This window comes from Pedobacter sp. MC2016-24 (assembly GCF_015223055.1).
Taxonomy (GTDB): domain Bacteria; phylum Bacteroidota; class Bacteroidia; order Sphingobacteriales; family Sphingobacteriaceae; genus Pedobacter.
Window position 1 is genome coordinate 82,956 of sequence record NZ_JADFBX010000019.1, and the last position, 19,164, is coordinate 102,119.

13 protein-coding genes are annotated in these 19,164 nt (G+C 41.5%); 2 read left to right on the forward strand and 11 right to left on the reverse strand.

The features are described 5' to 3' along the window. Positions 1 to 2: 2 nt before the first annotated feature. Both IM797_RS25855 and IM797_RS25860 read right to left on the reverse strand, forming a co-directional pair. Positions 3 to 701, reverse strand: a complete 699-nt coding sequence (locus tag IM797_RS25855; RefSeq protein ID WP_194130115.1) for an ABC transporter ATP-binding protein — start codon at positions 699 to 701, stop codon at positions 3 to 5. Between the two features lie 31 nt (positions 702 to 732). Then, positions 733 to 1,974, reverse strand: a complete 1,242-nt coding sequence (locus IM797_RS25860) for an efflux RND transporter periplasmic adaptor subunit (RefSeq protein ID WP_194130116.1) — start codon at positions 1,972 to 1,974, stop codon at positions 733 to 735. Positions 1,975 to 2,150: 176 nt separating this feature from the next. Between IM797_RS25860 and IM797_RS25865 the strand changes: the two genes are divergently transcribed. Further along, on the forward strand, positions 2,151 to 3,524 hold the full coding sequence (locus tag IM797_RS25865; RefSeq protein ID WP_194130117.1) for a sigma-54 dependent transcriptional regulator: 1,374 nt from the start codon (positions 2,151 to 2,153) through the stop codon (positions 3,522 to 3,524). Then, positions 3,521 to 4,882 (forward strand): PAS domain-containing sensor histidine kinase, encoded by a 1,362-nt coding sequence (locus IM797_RS25870; protein WP_228099128.1) that lies wholly within the window; start codon positions 3,521 to 3,523, stop codon positions 4,880 to 4,882. The genes IM797_RS25865 and IM797_RS25870 overlap by 4 nt, the downstream gene beginning before the upstream one ends. Positions 4,883 to 4,885: 3 nt before the next feature. On the opposite strand, the gene IM797_RS25875 is transcribed toward IM797_RS25870, so the two are convergent. The 9 genes from IM797_RS25875 to IM797_RS25915 form a co-directional block, all read right to left on the reverse strand. Then, complete coding sequence (locus tag IM797_RS25875) at positions 4,886 to 5,485, reverse strand: CDP-alcohol phosphatidyltransferase family protein (protein ID WP_194130118.1); 600 nt, start codon at positions 5,483 to 5,485, stop codon at positions 4,886 to 4,888. Next, entirely contained in the window at positions 5,485 to 6,756 is a 1,272-nt protein-coding gene (locus tag IM797_RS25880) for a glucose-1-phosphate adenylyltransferase (RefSeq protein ID WP_194130119.1), read from the reverse strand. Before IM797_RS25880 ends, IM797_RS25875 begins: the two co-directional genes overlap by 1 nt. Before the next feature lie 59 nt (positions 6,757 to 6,815). Then, a complete protein-coding gene (locus IM797_RS25885; protein WP_194130120.1) occupies positions 6,816 to 8,222 on the reverse strand; it encodes a glycogen synthase in 1,407 nt (468 codons plus the stop codon). Between the two features lie 184 nt (positions 8,223 to 8,406). Further along, positions 8,407 to 10,719, reverse strand: a complete 2,313-nt coding sequence (locus tag IM797_RS25890; RefSeq protein ID WP_194130121.1) for a Gldg family protein — start codon at positions 10,717 to 10,719, stop codon at positions 8,407 to 8,409. Positions 10,720 to 10,757: 38 nt separating this feature from the next. Next, on the reverse strand, positions 10,758 to 11,675 hold the full coding sequence (locus IM797_RS25895) for an ABC transporter ATP-binding protein (RefSeq protein WP_194130122.1): 918 nt from the start codon (positions 11,673 to 11,675) through the stop codon (positions 10,758 to 10,760). Positions 11,676 to 11,745: 70 nt separating this feature from the next. Continuing rightward, entirely contained in the window at positions 11,746 to 13,131 is a 1,386-nt protein-coding gene (locus IM797_RS25900) for a RagB/SusD family nutrient uptake outer membrane protein (protein ID WP_194130123.1), read from the reverse strand. A gap of 36 nt (positions 13,132 to 13,167) precedes the next feature. After that, positions 13,168 to 16,698: a SusC/RagA family TonB-linked outer membrane protein gene (locus IM797_RS25905; protein WP_194130124.1), complete on the reverse strand. Its 3,531-nt coding sequence runs from the start codon at positions 16,696 to 16,698 to the stop codon at positions 13,168 to 13,170. Positions 16,699 to 17,077: 379 nt separating this feature from the next. Next, positions 17,078 to 18,238 carry a FecR family protein gene (locus tag IM797_RS25910; protein WP_194130125.1) on the reverse strand — a complete coding sequence of 387 codons (1,161 nt, stop codon included), beginning with the start codon at positions 18,236 to 18,238 and terminating at the stop codon, positions 17,078 to 17,080. 99 nt (positions 18,239 to 18,337) lie between these two features. Beyond that, positions 18,338 to 18,937 carry an RNA polymerase sigma factor gene (locus tag IM797_RS25915; protein ID WP_194130126.1) on the reverse strand — a complete coding sequence of 200 codons (600 nt, stop codon included), beginning with the start codon at positions 18,935 to 18,937 and terminating at the stop codon, positions 18,338 to 18,340. Positions 18,938 to 19,164 lie beyond the last annotated feature (227 nt).

Here is a 19,164-nt window from a genome sequence, read left to right on the forward strand (position 1 = left end):
GATCAGATCAGTTCTTCGGTTCTACCCTTATTGATTTTTTCAGAAATCACATGGCCATCTTTCAAATTGATAATTCTGTTGGAGAAACTGGCATCATGAGCAGAGTGGGTTACCATCACGATGGTTGTGCCTTGTTCATTCAGTTCACACAACAGTTCCATCACCTCATTGCCATGCGAGCTGTCCAGGTTACCCGTAGGCTCATCTGCCAATACCAGTTTGGGCTTTGTGACCAATGCGCGGGCTACGGCCACGCGTTGCTGCTGCCCGCCCGAAAGCTGTTGCGGAAAATGACTGCTTCTGTTGACAATATTCATGCGCTCAATAATCTCATTAACCAGGCGTTTACGTTCTGCAGCGGCCACTTTATTGTAAATCAACGGCAACTCGATGTTTTCAAATACGGTCAGTTCATCTATCAGGTTAAAATTCTGAAATACAAAGCCCATGTATTTCTTCCTGAAATTGGAACGTTCCCGGTCATTTAAATTTAACAGTTCTGTGTCCATGAATCTGTAGCTGCCGCTTTCCGGTTTATCCAGCAAGCCCATTACGTTAAGCAGGGTCGACTTGCCGCAGCCAGAAGGCCCCATGATCGAAACAAATTCACCGGCTTTAACATGGAGGTTGATCCCGTTTAAGGCTGTAGTTTCTATTTCTTCCGTTTTGTAAACTTTTTCCAGGTTCTCTATTTTAATCATGGTTCTTCTTTGCTATCGTTTAAAAGGTTAATTATTTAATTTGAATAATGTCATACTGACTAAACTGGTCGTAAGATGAGGTAATCACTTCCTCATCTTTCTGCAGGCCGTCGATCACTTCATAGTATTTAAAATTTTTGCGCCCAACTTTAACGTTCCGTTTGGTTGCTTTACCGTCTTTTATAACAAATACCCAGGTTCCACCGGTACTTTGAAAAAACTGTCCCTGTGCCAGCAATAAGGATTTGCTATTGTTTGAAAGTGTGAGTTTCACTTGTAAAGATAAGCCTCTTCTCAGTTCGTCTGGTGATTTACCATCAAATACCAATTCAATTTGAAATTGCCCTGCTGTTACCTCTGGAATTACTTTTCTAACCGTAAGTGCGTAAGTCTGCCCATTAAACTCACAACTTGCTTTCTGCCCTTCTTTAACCCGGTTGACATAATACTCATCTACTACGGCTTGTAATTTATAACCCTGCATTACATCTATTTTACCCAGCATTTCATTCACAGCATAAGATTTACCGATTACCGGATCATAAGAAGAAAGACGCCCGGCTACGGGGGCTTTAATGGTCATATTTTCGATATTTTGCCGAATGGTCTGCAAACTTTCGTTCATCCGGGTCACAGATTCATCTATTTGTCTGAGCTGCATCACCCGACTTTGATTTTCTTGTTTAATGGCCTGTTTCAGAATATCTTTCCTGCCCAGAAAATATTCATAATCCTGACTGGAAGCGACAAATTCTTCCCTGGTAATTACACTTTTTGCAAACAGGAGACTATCTGTTCTATATTTCCGGCTTGCCGTTCTCAGGCTATTTTCGATCACCATCAAATCCTGGCTCATCACCCTTTGATTTTGCTCTAAATCCAGACGGACCTTACGCAATTGGTTGATCTGCTCTGTAATACTGGTTTCACTACTCGTATAATTTGAAAGCGCATTAGGATTGGCAATTCTAAGCAGCGGAGTACCTTTAACTACGGATGCGCCGTTCTCTGTAAAAATTTCGGCAACAGTACCACCTTCAGGCGAACTTACGATGACAGATGTTAGAGGTACCACACTGGCATTACACAAAGCAACATCTTCAAAATCTCCGTAGATGACTTTACTAACGCTCATTTTATCCAGATCTGCCTGATATACCTTGTGCAGGGAAAGGCTGTAACCATAAGCTACCAAACCTAAAAAAACAAGGATCCCAGACAGCATCAGCAGGGTCTTTTTATTGAATCTTTTTTTCTCTATAATCTTATCCATTTGAACAGTTCGTATGATGATGTCCTTTTAGCCATTGGCATGCCAAACGAAAAACATAGAACAAAATAGCTAAAAATCAATGACTTAAAAACAAAACAAGCAAAGACATGTTCATTATCGAACAGTTGTTGTACAGCAACGGACACTTTATATTATTTTTGGATAAATCTTTTTTTATGATAGAAGCCAACATATTAGTGATTGATGATGATGATGATATTTTATTAAGTGCAAGGTTATTTCTAAAACAGCATTTTAAGCAGGTAATTACCTGCAAATCACCTAAGGAAATCAATGTATTGCTGAGCACCAATGAGATTGACATCATTTTACTGGACATGAATTATCAAAAGGGCGCCAGTGATGGCCGGGAAGGCTTGTACTGGCTTGAACACATCCTTTCTATTGACAAGGACTATATAGTGATTTTGATGACCGCTTATGGCAATGTTGAACTTGCAGTCCAGGCCATTAAAAAAGGAGCCACTGATTTTATCCTGAAGCCCTGGGAAAATGAAAAACTGTTTGCCACCTTATCTGCTGCTTCCAAACTCAGACAATCAAACCGGAAAGTTAAAAAACTGGAAAAGATCCACAGTTCTATGCAAAAGGATATGGCAAGGTCTTTTGAACATGTTATTGGAAACGCTGACCCCATTAAAAAGCTACAACACACTTTAATTAAAGTTGCGCCAACAGATGCCAACGTGCTCATCCTCGGCGAAAACGGAACAGGCAAGCAAGTTTTCGCTTATGAATTGCATAAGCACTCGCTGAGAAAGCAGGGAACTTTTATGCACGTAGATCTGGGTTCCCTCAATGAAAATCTGTTTGAAAGCGAGCTGTTTGGCTATGCCAAAGGAGCCTTTACAGATGCAAAAGAAGACAAGCCTGGCCGTTTTGAACTGGCGGAAGGTGGCACCATATTTCTGGATGAAATTGGCAATTTATCAATGGCACTTCAATCCAAGTTGTTGAGCGTAATCCAAAACAGAACAGTAACCAGACTTGGGGAAAGTAAAGAAAGAAAAATCAATGTCCGTTTGATTACGGCCACCAATATGCCACTGAATGAAATGGTGGGAAAAGGAACTTTCCGTCAGGATTTATTGTTCCGGATCAACACAGTGGAATTGCTTTTACCGCCACTATCGCACCGTGGAGACGACATTTTACTTTTGGCAGAACATTTTTTACATAGTTTCAGTACCAAATACCATAAAAACATTACGCAATTTGAAGCCAAAGCCGCACAGGCTTTACTCAACTATCAATGGCCAGGAAATGTGAGGGAATTGCAACATGTGATCGAGCGCGCTGTAATCATGTCTGACGGCTTACAAATCGGGATGGATGACCTCCAGCTGAGTCCGCAAAGATTTGGTGGATCGGCTACGACTATACAAAGCGACATGGCTTTGGAAGATATGGAAAAGATGATGGTACAGAAAGCCATTGAAAAGCATCAGGGCAATATTTCCCGGGCATCTGCCGAACTTGGTTTAACACGTGCAGCCTTGTACAGACGCATTGAAAAATTCAACCTATGATGTTTTACAAGCGATTTACGGTACAGTTGATTGTCAGAATCCTATTCATCAACCTGCTGATCCTGTTTTTGATTTATCTCCTGCTCCATACTAAGCTATGGTTTAGCATTTCGGGCACCATTTTATTGCTTGGGAGCAGCATGGTTTCACTCTATTTTTACATCAACCGCACGCGGGAGGACATCAAGCGCTTCATTCTGGCCATCAAACTGAAAGACAACACCATAAATTTCAAAAGCAAAGCTACCGGAAGTAGTTTTCCAGAATTGTATGCTTCATTCAGCGACATTCTCCAGGCACAGAAAGACGTTCATCTGGAAAAAGATTCCATGTCGTTACTCATTAAAACCATCCTTGAACAAGTGCCGGTAGGTGTTATTGTAGTGAGGGGAAAGGAATTGGTGGCCGAGCAGTCGGAAATTGTATTTTTCAACATTGCGGCAAGTAATCTGCTGCAGATTCCGGCTTATAAGTATTGGAACCGCTTAAGAAATCGTTTACCTTCCTTCGCCGAAGGCATAGAAGCGATTAAAGAGGGCGGCAAGAAATTTATTGAGTTGAAAACCAATGAGAAACTGATCCAGCTCTCCACAGAGGTTATCCCTTTAAATCTGTATGCTAAAGATTACCTGATCGTATCTTTTAAAAACATCAAGGATGAGATTGAGCAAAAAGAGGCCGAAGCCTGGAACCGTTTGATCGGTGTGATTTCGCACGAAATTTTGAATTCGATTACGCCGATCAGCTCTTTATCCGATACGGCCTACCATATGGTTGCCAATAAGGAAGTGGTTACAGGTGAAATTCTGGAGGATTTAAAGCCAGCCTTGCTGACTATAAAAAGACGCTCAGAAGGTTTGCTTGATTTTGTGAAAGATTACCGGTTGATTGCTGAATTGCCCAGTCCGGTTTTAAAACCGCATACCATAGGTGAAATTTTAAAAGAGATTAAAGTGCTGATGCAGCCATTTGTAGTAGAAAAAAACATCAAACTACAGATCGAACAAACCTCGTCACGCATTACGATAGATATCGATCTGAAATTGATCGAACAATCATTGATTAACCTGGTCACCAATAGTATTTACGCTTTGGAGGGCATCGAAAAGCCCGTAATAGAGATCGGCTACAAATTGGATCAGAACAGACTCTACCTGGAAGTAAGTGACAATGGCAAAGGGGTAGCCCCCGAGCTGTTGGAAAAAATATTTGTTCCTTTCTTTACCACCCGTACAAATGGATCTGGTATTGGTTTAACCATTACGCGGAACATCATGAAAATGCACCAGGGTAGTTTGGAGGTGAACTCTGTACCATTTGAGAAAACTACTTTTTCATTGGTATTTAAATACCTGTAAATTTTAGCTGTTTAAATATTTACTTTTCTTGAAACCAATGCCTTTCCTGATGAGGTATGCATGGTAGCAACTCGGAATGTCATGTGTCCATTTTGGCAGGATCAGGATAATTAAGATCACATCAATGTGAGAAATTAATCCAACAATAATTGCAAGATTTAAAGCCCAGCCACCATATTCAAAACCAATAAGTGCAGTAAAAGCATTGAGTAGGGTTAAGCCCCATAATTTAGACATAAAAGCATGGGTGCAGGTTTCTTTGCCAAATTTAATGAGACTGACCAGGTAGCAGCTCAGTTCCATGAACATGAGCAGGCCAATCCAGCATATTTTATCCATAATGATACCCGGATAAATTAAATAGCAGCTGATGGCAATGGCAACCCAGAAAATCAAATCTGTCTGACTGTCCATTCTTCGCATTTTTTCGGAAGAGAGGTTCATCTTACGGGCAATGATCCCGTCAAAAATATCAGAAAGAAGCCCCAAATACATGAGAACGACTATAACAAGGCTCATTTTAGAACCAAAAGCATAAGCCAGTACCAATATAATTGGGGCTAACAGCAATCTAAATAAGATCAGCAGATAAGGTAAATTCATCAAATCACAGTTCCATCCGGTATAATAGCGCCTTTTTTAATCACTACAATTCCATCTTTCACTGTGTACAGATTGTGATCACCATCCGGTAAATGATCACCGCCTATGATTTTAACATCATCACCGATCCGGCTATTCTTATCGATAATTGCATTGACAATTTCGCAGCGGTCTCCGATTCCTATCATCGGCTTATGGTTTGCTTTATCCTCAGCAATTTCTTCCAGGGTTTGATATTTATCGCTACCCATCACATAACAGCTTTCGATTACGGTGTCTACTCCAATTCTTGATCTGATGCCAATTACGGCATGTTTAATCGAACCGGCCTGTAAAATACAACCTTCGGCTATAATGGTTTTATCCAAAGTTGTGCCTAAAATTTTAGATGGCGGAAGCATCCTGGCGCGTGTAAAAATGCTATGGTTCTGATCAAAAAGATTGAATTTCGGGATGTCATCGGTCAAACCAAGATTGGCTTCAAAGAAAGAAGAGATGTTACCGATATCTGTCCAGTATCCTTCATATTGAAAACTCAATACATCATAAGTATTCAGCATTCTTGGAATAATTTCTTTACCAAAATCTTTTTCATCTGCATTTTCAGAAAAGATTTTGATCAGCAAATCTTTATTGAAAATATAGATACCCATAGAGGCCAGAAAATCGCGACCTTCAGCCTGCATATCTTCACCTGTATCTGAAGTCCAGTCGGGCAACAATTCCGCAGCTGGTTTTTCAATAAATGAAGTGATGATATTTTTCTCGTTTGCTTTCAAAATCCCAAATGAAGGCGCATCTTTGGCATTTACCGGTATCGTAGCAAGCGTGATCTGTACACCACTTTCGATATGGGCATTGACCATTTCATTGAAATCCATTTGATACAACTGGTCTCCGGAGAGGATCAGCACATATTCAAACTCATGATTTAACAAATGGTGCATGGTCTGACGAACCGCATCCGCTGTTCCCTGAAACCAGGTCGGGTTGTCCGGGGTCTGTTCTGCCGCCAGAATATCGACAAAAGCTGCACTGAAATGGCTGAAGTGATACGTATTCTTAATGTGTTTATTTAACGATGCTGAATTAAATTGCGTTAGCACGAACATCCTGTGAATTCCTGAATTCAGGCAATTTGAAATTGGTATGTCTACCAAACGATATTTCCCTCCTATAGGCACTGCTGGTTTAGAGCGTGTTTGTGTTAATGGCGCAAGCCTGGAGCCCTGGCCACCGCCAAGGATCACCCCCAATACTTTATCTGTCATAGTTTTTCATCTTTATAGTTTCATTTATCATGAGCCATTCTATCATGATTGCTTTATTTTTATATTCGGTATAGATCTATATATTGTTGCGCGGCCTTATCCCAGGAATGATCCAGTTGCATCATAAACTTACGTATTTCTTTCACTCTTTTTGTATCTAAAAACAATTCATATGCTCTTCCAATCGCATTTCCAACATCCCATACCGCAGTTTGATCGTGGCAGATCCCAAATCCACCGTCGCCAATATCGATCACCGTATCTTTCAATCCCCCGATCCGCCTGACAATCGGTATGGTTCCATATCTCAAGGCATACATCTGGTTCAATCCGCAAGGCTCTACCCTGCTCGGCATCAGTAAAAAATCGCCCCCGGCATAAACCTGGTGAGACAATATTTCATTGTAACCGATATATGCATTATAACTTCCCGGAAAGACATCTTTTAACTGAGCCAACCGGCCTTCTACCTGCGGATCACCAGAGCCAAGCAACAGGATGTTGATCTCGCCGTTAGTCTGGATTAAAGCATTGTAAAATATTTCCGGTAACAAATCTGCTCCTTTTTCCCCCACCAGTCGTCCGATAAAAGTGAATAAAGGCTTTTCCGGATCCAGGTTAAAAACATCACATAAAGCTTTTTTGTTTGCTTTTTTTCCAGAATCTACCGTACGGATATTATAATTTTTTTCCAGCATTGGATCGGTATCTGGATTCCAGACGTCGTTATCGATACCATTTAGAATTCCGACACACTTAGCTCGTTCCTGGGCAAATAAATCTTCCAGGCCGTTGGCTTTGTAACTGATCTCGTCCAGGTAACTTGGTGATACTGTGGTTACCCTCCAGGCGCATTTAATGGCGGCAGCAAGCGGGTTAATAGATCCTTTCCAGTCCAGTTGTCCGGATTTCCAAAGGTCAAACGCAGGAATATAATGTAGCTTATCCCAACCAAACTGACCCTGGTATTGAGCGTTGTGAATGGTGAGTATGGAAGGTACCTGACTTAACTTTCTAAATTGCGGGCAATAAGATGCCATAAACGGGATCAGGCCCATATGATGGTCGTGGCAATGGATGACATCGGGTTGATGTTCCCACTGGGCCATCCAATCTAAAACGGCAATCTGGAAGGCGAGAAAACGCTCAGTATCGTCGTCATACCCATATACTTTTTCCCTGTCGAGTAAACCGGCAATGTGTACGAGGAAAAGGTCAAAACCTAATTTATTTGTTTTTTCTCTAAAGATGCGAACAGTAAAATTTTGGAAGCCCAGTTTACCCCAACCGTCGTATACCACCTCAAATTCATTCTCCTGCATAAACCTGGTCTGGTAGGCCGGCATCACCACTTTTGCTATATGTCCAAGTTTATTCTGATACTTTGGTAAAGCGCCAACAACATCTCCCAATCCACCAACTTTGGCTATCGGATAACACTCTGCACTAAGGTGTATAATCTCCATAAAATCTGAGTTTTCAAAAAGTAACTCAAATTAGGTAATAGAATAAGGAAAGCAAATAATTCAGTTAAAATAATTCAAAAAATTATTAATCGCGGCTGAAAAAAGTAATGAGGTGCTGAGACAGGAACCTTCATTACTTTTTTCATGACCACGAAAGATGACCTACGATCAGTATTCAATCAGCTTATTTTCTTCTTCTGATGTAAAGTAAAAGCACACCACCCAATAATAAAAGTCCGGGTAGTGCATACAAGTAAACGGCTTTGAGCACTTTCATGCCGCCCGATTCCAACTTGATGTTATTGTCTGTCGGATCTGGTTTTGCAACGCTGATTGGGAATTCACCATTGCTGAACCATTTAAATAAACCATTGTAAAAATTGGTATTTCCCTTTCCACCTACTTTTCTGAAAGTATTGATTTCCAGGTTACTGATAAAATCAGCATCAGAGATCACGGCTATTTTCTGTTCCAGGTTGTTTCTTTTACGGGTCAGTGCAATGGCAGTTGGGATGGCCATTTGCTGATCACCCTCGGCTGGATTAAACTTCAGTTTTAAAGAATCACTGTTAAAAGCTCCGGTTTTTAACCAGGCAATATTGGGGTTGGTTACCAATAAGGGCATGACTTTAAAATCGCCACTTGCCTGGTAAGTTAATCCGGCAGCTCCGGACATGACCACCTTAAAGGTCGTGTCCCCGTTAAATTTCTCGTATTCTTTTCCAAATAAACCGCCATTTGTTGTGAAGCTGGAGAAAGACAGATCGGCTGCAACATCGGCATTGTTTTGTACCACCATACCTTTTAAAAAGCCTACCCCGAGTGGCTCAAGTACTGGTTTAAGCAGTTCTTTTTTGTCCAGTTTAGCTAAAATCAACATGTTTCCTCCATTGGCGATGTACTGGTTGATTTTATTGATTTCAACCGCCGAAAGTTCAGATCTTGGATCGGCAAGTACCAGGGCTGCAATGCCTTTAGGAATCTCCTGATCTTTAAGCGAAATGCTCATGGCATCAAAACCATTATTCACTAAGGCACTACGTGCAGACTTTTCTGTGGTAGACTGCTGATATCCCCTGTCGTTAGCTTCTTCAATACTGCGTTCATTATTTCCGGTAATGAAAACAATCTTAGGCGGACTTGTTGTAAAGCGTCTGATGGCAGCAGTAATGTTCTCCTCACCCGGATGTTTAAAAAAGTCGTTGTATAGACGCAGGTAAGTAGATTGATCGCCAAGCTGCAGACGTCGTACAAATTTATTTCCTTCCGGAGCAAGATCAATGATCTTATGGATTTCTGCTGGCGACAGGAAATCATCCAGATCCAGTTTTTCAGATTTCACCACATTTTCTGCCACAGCTTTCAGACTAAGGCCGGCATTGATCTTGGTTTTAAACAAAGAGGAATTGTCGCAGGTATCGTAATAATAAACATACTCCATATTCAATCCATGTGGTAAAAAGCGCTGATATTGTTCAAAACGTGCCAGATCATTGTTGCGTTGTTTTGGCAAACCGATGTTATGGTCTTTATCCATCAGGTTGACATAAGTGGTGATGGTTAATGGCCCATTCAACTTTTTAAGTACTTCCCTACTGTTTTCGGTTAGGGTACGGGTATTTTGCGATGTCGTGTCAATGTAACCAGTAAATGAGGGTAATGCACTGATGTATCCGATCAAAAGCGCAGTACAAATCAACAATAGGTAACGGCCAAATTGAAGTCCGGCTGAACGGGACTCTCTTCCCGCCTGTAATTTCAACATGGTTAATCCCAGGAAAAGCGAAATCACGACCAGGAAATAAATGATGTCTTTACTGCGGATCAGGCCAAAGATCATGCTATCAGCCTTACCGGTTACAGATAGGAAATAGGTAATGTGACGCAGAAAATCAACATCCTGCCATAGGCTACCAATAAAGTGTAAAAATGTAAGTACGGCTAAAGTACTGATGGCTGCCACCACCTGGTAGGAGGTTAAACTGGACAAAAACAAACCAATTGCAGCGTAAGCACTAAACAATAAATACAAACCTAAAAGGCTGGTCAGCATCCAGTAGATTTCGAAAGCATCAATGCTAAACGAGGCGGTGATGACAAACATCAGGAGAATAAAAATCAGCATTAAGCCGTAGCCCATGATGCCCAGAAATTTACCCAGTACGATTTCGCTCACTTTAACCGGAGAGGATAACAGCAGTTTAATTGAACCGCTGCTAATTTCACGACTTAAAACGCCCATGGTTAACAAGGGAACAAACAGGTAAAGCTGTGATTGTACGGTTAGGAAAAGTCCGCCGGATTGACCGTTGGTAAAAATATAATCAGATAGGTTGAATGTAGGGTATCCAAGCATTTTGTAGGACACATACATGTCTACTTTGCCGGTAAATTGTAAGCCAAACTGAACGGCAAATACAACCAGTACGAGCCAGGCTATGGGCGAAAAGAAAAGTGAAGCCAATTCTAACCTGGCTATTCGAAGTATAACTCTCATTGATTCGGTTATTTATTATTTTATGATGATGGCCAGGGTTAAGATGATAACTGTTTGAAGATGTCGTCAAGAGAACTTTTCTCCAGACTAATCTCTCTCAACTGCCAGCCCTTATTGACGCTGATCTCGATAATTTTCTCACAGATGTCCGGTGCGGCATTGATGTGCAGGCGCACTTGTTTATCTGTTAAAAATTCGGCACTGGTTACACCTGGCAGTGCCTGGAGTTCTGCTTTAGAAGGTGCATTGTTCATCCACATCAACACGCCCGTAGGTTCGATGTAATTGTTAAAAGCTTCCATCGTGTCTGAAAAAACGACTCTTCCCTTTTCAATCATTTTGATATCCTGGCAAAGTACCTGTACTTCGCTCAGAATGTGCGTGGAGAAGATAACGGCTCTTTCACTGGCAATTTCTTTAATCAGCCCCCTGACTTCAATGATCTGGTTGGGATCAAGACCGTTTGTTGGCTCGTCTAAAACCACCAGTTGCGGCTTGTGGATGATGGCTTGTGCAATGCCAACCCTTTGGCGGTATCCACCAGAGAGGTTACGAAGCAGCCTGTTGCTGAAATGGGACACGCCACATCTTGCCTTCGCCGCATCTACAGCTTTACGGATGTCTTTCTTATCGATCAGCCTTAAATAAGCGCAATGGGTAAGGTATTCATCAACCGTCAATTCGAGGTGCAGAGGTGGGTTTTGCGGCAGAAATCCGATTTGTTTTTTTGCTTCCTTTGGGTTTTTACGGATGTCAATACCGCCGATAAGCACATCGCCGGATGTTTGGTTCAATACACCGCAAAGGATATTCATGGTGGTGGATTTACCAGCTCCGTTTGAACCCAATAGCCCAAGTATCCCCTTTTTATTGATTTCTATATTGATGTCTTTAATTGCCCAGGTTTTACTATACCTGTGGCACAAGTTTTCAATTTTAACAATGTTCTCTGACATTTTTTATGCGTGTTTATATAGGATCATTTGATGATGATTGTCCCGATCATGGTGTGTATGTTAACTTTAATTATCTTGGGTTTTGTGGCAACTGGTTAATGTCAATTTCATTATCAGGAATTGGCCATACGTAACGGACATCATTTGGAGGCAATTCATAATTCTTGCCGTAAAGGGTATGTCTGATGGTTTTGGCAAAACGGGGTTCTTTGTTAAACCTGCGCAAATCTTCCCAACGGATTCCACGGTATACGAATTCTTTACGCCGTTCTTTGACGATAAGCGCCAGTGCTTCATCAGCATTAGCTGCCGTTGCATCTTTATAGGTTGCGGCATTAAAACGATTTTTACGCAGCTGGTTCAGGTCATCAAGAGCAAGTTGTGTCTGCCCTGCTCTTGCCCTGGTTTCTGCGCGCATCAACCAAAGTTCAGCAGTAGTAATTCCATTAAAGGTCTGTGGGAAACCACCATAAGAACCTCTGAATGTCATGCGGTTATCTGTAGATTTTGCGAAATAAGTTTTTAGGCGCAGGTCATCAGCTTCATAAAGATCCAGCAATTCCTGTTCGGCATTGAAGCCTACCAGCGGCGTAACCGGACGAACGGCATTTCCTACATAAAATACAATTTCCGGATTGGTAGCACCCCAGTTTGAATTAAAAACATCTGCCAGGGGCGGTATGGTCAATGTTTTAAAATCCAATAGCGAAGCCTTATACTTCAATCCCTGATCTGCGTAAAACCCGGCCCTTTCATAATTTCCCATTTGTAAATAAGTACGGGCCAGAAGCGCGGCAACAGCTGCTTTTCCAACGCGTAAATTTTGAACTGGCTGATCAGGCACCAATGGGAAGGCCGTTTCCAGGTCAGCCAAAATTTGTTTATACAGGCCTGCAACGGTACCACGGTTAACCTTCTCGGTCACATCGTGACTAAGTTTTAAGGGTATACCCAAATCAGAGGCTGCGGTATTCACATCATAAGGCTTGCAAAACAACTGTGCCAGTTGATAATAGCTAAAGGCCCTTACAAACAAACCTCCACCCTTTACCATATTCCAGCTTTCCTGTTCTGCAGCAGTTGGTTTTATTTTTTCTACTTCCAAGACCAAATTGGCATAAAGAATACGTTGATAACCATTGTTCCAATCGGTGGATTCTTTAGTTTCAAAAACATCTTTAGCCCAGATATAGCCGTTGGCTTCGTAGGGATAAAAACCTTTATAAGTTGTCATCACGGCATCTGTTACCGTGTATTCATCCCCTCCAACTATCCCAAGGTTTGCAGAGCCATTCTGATTAATCACCTTATAGGCATCTAACATCGCCTGATAGTCTTTGATGTCCTTAGGGATAACTTGTTTGCTATCACGTTTTTTTTCCAGGAACTCTTTGCCACATCCGCTCAATAAAAATACGGAAAGGATGATGTAAATATATTTTTTTGTGTTCATCATGATCAAATGAATCGTTAATTGTTCTGTTTACTTTTTCTAAAAACCCACTTGTATGCCGAAAGCGTAAGTTTTTGGTGCTACGTATTCTGCATTTGCATAGTCTGGATCAATCTTGTATTTATTGGCACGCCAGATGATTCCCAGGTTTCTGGCATTGGCATAAAACCTAACACTCTGAATTGCCGGAATACCCAGTTGTTTCGCAGTCAAGGTATAGCTTACTGCAACATCCTGTAACCTGATGTGGTCACCACTGGTTAGCAGTGCCTCCGAGAAATTGTACAAGGTCGATGCATATTGTGGCGCAACATCCAATCGTGCAGGAACGTTGGTTCTGGTTTCGTCGCCAGGTTGCTGCCAACGGTTAAAATAATCAACGTTATAAGTAGCATTGCTACCGTATTCCATACCTGAGGAGATCGACGAACGACGGAATTTGTAATTACTTTTCCAGGTAATCAATCCAGAAAGTGTGATGTTCTTGTAACTGAAATCATTTCTTAATGAGCCAAAAAAGGTAGGTACGCTTAATCCGGCATTAACCAGGTTATCTTTGTTCAAACTGTTATAAAAAGTAGCATAATTGGTCGTTACATTTCCATTCACATACATGAGCGGTAAGCCGGTTTTCGGATCCAGTCCATACCAGGGCGTAGCATACAGGATATCCAGGCTTTTTCCGACCATCGGAGAAACTTTATCTCCGATAAAATTGGTAATGGCTGTTACCGGATTGATGTATACATCGGTCACCTTATTGGTTACATAGTTCAACAACACTGTACTCTGCCAGTTAAAATCTCTTCCTGCTATATTTCTGGAGTTCAATTGGATATCGAAACCTTTGGTCCGGATTTTTGCATAATTGACCTTATTGGTAGCCAATGCAGTACCACCGGTAATGATCCCTGTACTTGGTGCAAGGAAATCTTCACCAATCAGGTCTTCTGCATTTTTAACATAATAATCGAATGAACCACTGATGCGGTCATTTTTGCTGGCAAAATCTAATCCCGCATTCAAGGTATTCACACGCTCCCAGCGTAGCGAAGGATTTCCTGCACTAACAATGGTACCCTGTGGTAAATTACCATTATCGGCTCCGGTATTGTAGCGGATGGTTGGAAAAGTACTGACGGATTGGTTGGTATTTCCACTGCTGCCATAAGTAGTTCTTAAACGTAAGTAAGGAACCCACTCACTGTGATAAAAACTTTCCTGACTGATGTTCCAGTTACCGCCCACTGACCACAATGGTGTACCTTTTTGATTGGTTTTAACGCCATACAGGTTGGAACCGTCCCAGCGCGCCGATCCGGAAACAGTATAGCGGTTCAGGTAGGTATAACTTGCATTTGCAAAGTATGACAGGTAACGATCTGTATACTCATTCAAATCTATTGGAAATGCACTCGGTATACGTTGACTTGAAACACCAGGACGTGTAGGGTACAATTTATTATAATCATATTGAGATTCTCCTTCCAGGATATCTTTATCAAAATTATAGATATAATAACCAGGTGTATTTTTTCTGATGATTTCGCGGATCTCGGTTCCTGCCAATGCGTTTACACTGTGGTCTGATCCAATATTTTGATTATAGTTTAATTGTGCACGCCCGGTATTGCTGGTCGTCAGATCAGTCTTACGAGCAATTTGTACGGCGCCATACGGAAATACCCTTGTTCCATCAGCCTGCGTAAATTTGTTTACCCAGTTGCGTACATAGTAGCTGTCCTTATTGTAATTGGTGAGCATGGCATTCTCTCCATTGGTATGTTGATACTGTGCTTCTACGCTAAAGTGATTTAAAAAACTGTATTTGATACCGGTATTTAATTTCAGTTCTTTTTGTTTTCCGGATACATCATTTATATCCAACTCATCCAGGGGTCTGTAATTCCAATCCAGTAAGCCGGCAGCCACTGACTGATCTTTATAAGGCTGACGTAACTCTCTGAGTATGGCTAAGTGATTTCCCTGCTCATCAGCCAGACGGAGGTAAGAAGAAATACCGAAACTACCAGTTCCCAGGTCGGAAAGGCCGATTCCGTTGTTCCGGTTACTGGCCTGGCTATATAAGATACCCGCGGTAATTTCTAATCCTTTAGCCGGGCTGAAAGTATTTTGAAGATTTAAGTTTAAGCGATCGTCGTCATTTCCTTTTAACATTCCGCGATTTTTATCGTAACCGGCAGAAACATAATAACGATAAGCAGCGCCACCGCCAGACACATTAAATGCATACTGTTGGTTAATGGTAGGCTGGTAAAGATATTTTAGCGCTTCGTTTCTTACTTCCGTATTTTTCATTCTCGCTTCCTGGGCAAGAAAATCCGGATTATTCAGGTCATTTTTGTATTTGATTAACAGCTCTACATATTCTGGTAATACACCTTTATCTGTAGCAGTTTCACTATAAAGGCCTCCACGCAGATATTTCTCTTTTTCGATTGCCATTACCGTTTCACTTGGTAAACGGTTTCTGTTATACAACAGATTTGGCTTGTCGCCAATGGTGGTATTTGCGTTGAAGGAAATGCGTGCTTTTTGATTGAAACGACCTTGCTTGGTGGTAATGACGATAACGCCGTTACCTGCACGTGCACCCCAGATTGAAGCCGCAGCGGCATCTTTCAATACGGTGATACTTTCCACATCATTTGGGTTCAGGAAACTTAGGTCTACATCTTTATCATTGTCCAGATCCTGATTTGTGACGCTGGAATAGTTTCCTTCATAAGGAAAATTATCTACCACAATCAGCGGCCTTCTATTGGATTGTAAAGTCGAAACCCCACGTACACGAATGCTTTTAGGGTCGTTGGTACCAGGCGACAAAAACTGAACCCCACTGGTAATTCCTTCCAGTCTTTGCAACACATTGGTACCCGTAGTTCTGTTAAACAGTTCCTTATCCACTACCGTAAAAGAACCTGTGGCCCTTTCTTTAGGAATTTTATAATACCCGGTATTCGCCATAACTTCAACGTCATCCAGATTCACTTCTGAATGCTTCAACATAATAGACCCCATATTTGCAGATACGGGAAGTTCTTTCTTTTCGAATCCGATATAACTGATGATAACAATCGCTTTTTCATCAATACCAGGTAAAGAAAAATCGCCATTTGCATTGGTTGTGACAACCTTCCCTGTGCCTTTTACAGTTACGGTTGCGCCGGGTACCGGCTCCCCCTTTTCGTCAACTACCTTTCCTTTGACATCAATAGCAGCAAGATAAGTCCTCACTTTATCCAGCAGCGAGAATGACTTCCTGGTTACCACTACTGATTTGCCCTGGATGGAATAGTTTAGGTTCTGCCCCTCAAAGCATACTTTCAATGCTTCTGACAACGTGACATCCTGTAGTTTTACATCGATTTTTCCGGCATTACTGATAATTTCTGCATCGATTAAAAAATCATAGCCCGTTTGCAGTCTGATCTTTTTAATTACATTTTCCAGCGCAGCGTTTTTTTCATTCAGCGTTATTTTCTGCCCAAAAGAACTGGCAGAAACCTGGATTAAAAAAGTGGTCATTAAGATGAATACTAACTTCATAATCAATAGAAGTTTAGGTGGCAGCCACATCTGTAGCATACCTGGGTTAAAAGCATATTTTTTCATTGCTTGTTACAGGCGACAGCTGTACTAAATCATCATGAGATCAGTCCACATTTCTGTGTTGTAATCTCATGATGATTTATATACTTTTGTCTTGGTTTGAGTTAATACGTAAATGATCTTCAAATTATTTGTCCCGATGTTTATCGGGAAGGCTACTCAAACTTTTACCGTAAAGTGTTCGAAGCACTTTGCGGTTTTTTATTTGAGTCACCTTTAGCGTGGTTAGCGCTGCTTTCGTAAGGATTTTTTCATGTGTTTTCGGTTGTTTGATTATAGTTATGGAACCCGCAGACTTTCTGCAGATCCGGATTGGTTATTTCGTGATTCTAATTTTTCTACCTTCCATTTCAAAATGAACCTTACCTGTTCTTTCCAGTTGGCTTAATACCGCAGAGATGTTGTTAGACCTTGATACATAGCCCCATAAAATCACCTTTTTAGGTGCATCGGCAGCATATACCAATTCCACATCATACCACCTGGCCACTTGGTTCAAGATGCCCTCCAGATTTTCGCTTTTAAAGATGAAATCTCCATTTTTCCAGGCCATGACCTCTTCTACATCCGCTTTATCTACAGCGATATGATTTGAATTCAATACCGACTGCTGTCCGGGTTCTAAAATCTTTTGTTCAGTCCCCGACCTCACTTTTACCGACCCTTCCAATAAAGTTGTTTTCGTCGCATTTTCATCGGGATAACTACTGATGTTAAAATGCGTCCCCAACACGGTAAGCTCTTGTACTGCCGTAGAAACGACAAATGGCTGTGCTTTATCTTTACTTACCTCAAAGTAAGCTTCTCCCGCTAACTCCACTTTTCTGGTCGCTGAACCATGAAAACTGGCCGGGAATTTTAGTGCAGATGCGGCGTTGAGCCAGACCTTAGTACCATCTGGCAATACGATCTGATAAGTACCTCCCCGCGGCGTGGCTATCTTTTGGATTCCAGATGTTGGCTTCAGTTCACCAACTGCTGTACCATCATTATAAACCAGGGTTTTCGCATCTATGACCACACCATTTTTAGCATCACTTAATGCAATCACCTCACCATTGGCAAGTGTCAACGTGGCTTTGTTTTTTCCTGCCGGGAGATCTTTTGCTGCACCAAGCTTAAAGCCATCTTCAGTAGCGGAACGGCTGCTGTAAAAATAGATACCTGTTCCCAATATTAAAATGACAGCAGCCGCAGCAATTAAGCGGGGCCATAAAGGTTGAATTGTTTTTTGTATTGGGTTGGTTGACGTTATGTGCTGCTCAATCCTGGCATAAACTTGTGCAAAAACTACCTGGTCTGGCTTAGCTTCCTGCTTAGGACGATCAGCATCCAATTCAAATTGCGCCATCATCAGTGAAAGCAATGCTCCCTCATCATCCGTATGGAAATGGTCTAAAAGCCATTTAACTTCCGCAGCTGAACATTTATTCTGCAGGTAACGTGCTAAGACAAGTTTGAGTAATGATGCTTCCAAAATATATAATCGTTTTACACTAAGACGCAGCTGGAAAGAAAATCATCTGCTCGTTTTTGAAAAAAAAATAAAATTATTTTAGTACTGTCTTTAATCCGGCTATACGGAGCCAATAATGGCCGCGATGACTAAAATAATTGCGGAATCGCCGGAAAGGACAAAATGGGTACGAATGGCTTTGGTAGCTTTCACAATATGGTCATTGATGGTAGAAACGGAGACGCCCGTGATTTCACTCACTTCATTATAGGATTTACCCTCTATTTTACAAAGGATGAAAATCCTACGCCTTTGCGGGGGTAAGGTATCGATGGCCTGATGTAGCAAAATGTTATCTTCTTTATGGATATAAAGCTCTTCATTGTCGATGTACAGCTCCGATGCAGCCATAATCAAGTGCTCCATCATCCGTTTGTCTTTGGCTGCTTTCCTGAAAAAATCACGAACCAGATTTTCAGAAACCCGGTACAAATAAGACCGGAAGGATGTCTCGACCTGTAGTGTTTCCCTTTTATCCCATATTCTGACAAAAACTTCCTGAAGAAGTTCCTGGGCAAGGTCCTCATCTTTTAACAGTCGGATCAAATTGGTATAAATCCGTTGACTATACATCTCGTACAGCCGCGCAAAAGCACTTTTATCCCCATGCCTTAGCAAGGAACACAGCTCCTGGTCTGTACTTATGTTGTCATCAATCATGAATTTATATCCCCTTTTTAATCCCTGTGAATTGAAAACGAAGTTAGCCAATAATTATTCCCAGACAAACCCTAAGGTACTCGTATCTTATTTTTCGGGGTTCAATGGGTTGATTTATAGATTTATGACAGCAGGTTTACTAAAGCTTCTTAAAAATTCAACCTGATTATAAAATGCGGTCGTGGGGCCGGAATATATTAATTGTGGGGGCCGCCGGATTTTTTTTT

Excerpts from the sequence above, each read along its gene's own strand:
- IM797_RS25880 (WP_194130119.1), bottom strand. The coding sequence starts at position 6,756 with ATGACAGATAAAGTATTGGGGGTGATCCTTGGCGGTGGCCAGGGCTCC.
- IM797_RS25905 (WP_194130124.1), bottom strand. The coding sequence starts at position 16,698 with ATGAAGTTAGTATTCATCTTAATGACCACTTTTTTAATCCAGGTTTCT.
- IM797_RS25885 (WP_194130120.1), bottom strand. The coding sequence starts at position 8,222 with ATGGAGATTATACACCTTAGTGCAGAGTGTTATCCGATAGCCAAAGTT.
- IM797_RS25865 (WP_194130117.1), top strand. The coding sequence starts at position 2,151 with ATGATAGAAGCCAACATATTAGTGATTGATGATGATGATGATATTTTA.
- IM797_RS25855 (WP_194130115.1), bottom strand. The coding sequence starts at position 701 with ATGATTAAAATAGAGAACCTGGAAAAAGTTTACAAAACGGAAGAAATA.
- IM797_RS25875 (WP_194130118.1), bottom strand. The coding sequence starts at position 5,485 with ATGAATTTACCTTATCTGCTGATCTTATTTAGATTGCTGTTAGCCCCA.
- IM797_RS25870 (WP_228099128.1), top strand. The coding sequence starts at position 3,521 with ATGATGTTTTACAAGCGATTTACGGTACAGTTGATTGTCAGAATCCTA.
- IM797_RS25915 (WP_194130126.1), bottom strand. The coding sequence starts at position 18,937 with ATGATTGATGACAACATAAGTACAGACCAGGAGCTGTGTTCCTTGCTA.
- IM797_RS25900 (WP_194130123.1), bottom strand. The coding sequence starts at position 13,131 with ATGATGAACACAAAAAAATATATTTACATCATCCTTTCCGTATTTTTA.
- IM797_RS25860 (WP_194130116.1), bottom strand. The coding sequence starts at position 1,974 with ATGGATAAGATTATAGAGAAAAAAAGATTCAATAAAAAGACCCTGCTG.
- IM797_RS25890 (WP_194130121.1), bottom strand. The coding sequence starts at position 10,719 with ATGAGAGTTATACTTCGAATAGCCAGGTTAGAATTGGCTTCACTTTTC.
- IM797_RS25895 (WP_194130122.1), bottom strand. The coding sequence starts at position 11,675 with ATGTCAGAGAACATTGTTAAAATTGAAAACTTGTGCCACAGGTATAGT.